This window comes from Streptomyces phytophilus (assembly GCF_013870535.1).
GTDB classification, from domain to species: Bacteria; Actinomycetota; Actinomycetes; order Streptomycetales; family Streptomycetaceae; genus Streptomyces; species Streptomyces phytophilus.
Genome location: NZ_JACBXC010001106.1, coordinates 1 through 2,043 on the forward strand (window position 1 = coordinate 1; position 2,043 = coordinate 2,043).

The following is a 2,043-nucleotide window of genomic DNA, read 5'->3' on the forward strand; positions in this document are numbered from 1 at the left end:
CGCGCCGCGATGTCGCGCAGCGCCGCGCCCGCCGGGGAGTCCGGGTCGGTGAGGACGACCGGCTTGCCCTCGTCGCCGCCGGCCCGCAGCGTCACGTCGATCGGGATGGCGCCGAGCACCGGCACCTCCGCGCCCGTCGTACGCGTCAGCCCCTCGGCGACCTGCTTGCCGCCGCCGGTGCCGAAGACGTCGACCATCTCGCCGCAGTGCGGGCACGGCAGGCCCGACATGTTCTCCACCACGCCGACGATCTTCTGGTGCGTCTGCACGGCGATCGCCCCGGCCCGCTCGGCGACCTCGGCCGCGGCCTGCTGCGGCGTGGTGACGACGAGGATCTCGGCGTTCGGCACCAACTGCGCGACGGAGATCGCGATGTCGCCGGTGCCCGGGGGCAGGTCGAGGAGCAGCACGTCGAGGTCGCCCCAGAAGACGTCCGCGAGGAACTGCTGGAGCGCGCGGTGGAGCATCGGGCCGCGCCAGACGACCGGCGCGTTGCCCGGGGTGAACATCCCGATGGAGATGACCTTCACGTCGTGCGCCGTCGGGGGCATGATCATGTCCTCGACCTGCGTGGGCACGTCGTCCGTGCCGAGCATCCGGGGTACGGAGTGGCCGTAGATGTCGGCGTCGACGACCCCGACCTTGAGCCCGTCCGCCGCCATCGCCGCCGCCAGGTTGACCGTCACGGACGACTTGCCGACGCCGCCCTTGCCGGACGCGACCGCGTACACCCGGGTCAGCGAGCCGGGCTGGGCGAAGGGGATCTCCCGCTCCGCCTTGCCGTTGCGCAGGGACGCGGCGAGCGCCTTGCGCTGCTCGTCGCTCATCACGTCCAACTCCACGGTGACGGACGTCACACCCGCGACCTTCTCGACCGCGTCGGTGACCCGTGAGGTGATCGTGTCCCGCATCGGACAGCCGGCGATGGTCAGGAAGACGCCGACGGCAACCGAGCCGTCTGTCCCGATGTCGACCGACTTGACCATGCCGAGATCGGTGATCGGCCGGTGGATCTCCGGGTCGTTCACCGTAGCGAGCGCGGCGCGCACCGCCTCTTCTGTGACAGCCATGGCACCAGCGTACGGCCGAGTGCCGCGGGCGGGGAAAGCCAGGTGCCCGGTCGCCCGGTACGCTGCCGCACGTGATGAGGAGATCGGCCTTCCGGATCGTGCTGTTCGCTGTCTCCGCCACCGTTCTCGCGGGCTGCGGCGAGGACGGTCCGCAGGCGGGCGAGAACGGCGTCGGGAAGCTCTCTCCCGAGAGCATCAGGTCCAAGGCGGAGAAGGCGGCGGCGGGCGCCGGCTCGGTGCGGCTGGCCGGGACGCTGGTGAGCAACGGCCAGCCGGTCAAGCTCGACATGAGGCTCTCGTCCGCCGGCGGGGTCGGCGAAGTGTCCACCGGCGGCATGACGTTCTCGCTGCTGCGCGACGAGGAGGACCTCTTCCTGAAGGCCGGAGACGAGTTCTGGCTGCACCAGGACGAGGGCAAGGACGGCGACGGCAAGCCGTCGGAGTCCGACATGGCCGCGGCGCAGAAGCTCGACGGCAAGTACGTGAAGGTGCCGCCGGAGGACACCGCGTACAAGCAGCTCAGCGGCTTCACCGAGATGAAGCTGCTGCTCGACGGGCTGCTCAAGCTCGACGGCGAGCTGGCCGTGGAGGACAACGGCGAGGTCGACGGCGTCACCACGATCCGGGTCACGGCCGACGACGGCGCGGGCGGGGCGCTGGAGGTGGCCCTGGAGGGGCGGCCGTACCCGCTGCTGCTGGAGCGCGCGGGGGACGCCGGCGAGCTGCGGCTCGTGGACTGGGACGAGGAGTTCGAGGTCAACGCCCCGCGCAAGGAAGAGGTCGTGGACTACGGGAAGCAGATCTCGGCGAGCTGAACCGGCCCTGCTTGCGCACGGCTTGGGGCCGCCGTACGGATCCCGCCGCCTGACGGCCGCTCGCCGCGTACGACGTCTGCGAACCGCTCGCCAGTAACTACTGCCGTACGGCGGCTTCGTACCGTACGCATCGCGGCCCTCTCAGCCGCGCCGCCGCC

The 2,043-nt window shown here is 71.4% G+C and carries 2 protein-coding genes; one reads left to right on the forward strand and one right to left on the reverse strand.

Annotated elements, in window-relative coordinates:
- The coding region (locus H5J30_RS29570; protein WP_181790397.1) for an Mrp/NBP35 family ATP-binding protein at positions 1-1,070 on the reverse strand (1,070 nt) is incomplete at its 3' end.
- A 95-nt stretch (positions 1,071-1,165) separates the two neighbouring features.
- Between H5J30_RS29570 and H5J30_RS29575 the strand changes: the two genes are divergently transcribed.
- Positions 1,166-1,885 (forward strand): hypothetical protein, encoded by a 720-nt coding sequence (locus H5J30_RS29575; protein ID WP_181790399.1) that lies wholly within the window; start codon positions 1,166-1,168, stop codon positions 1,883-1,885.
- Positions 1,886-2,043: the final 158 nt, after the last annotated feature.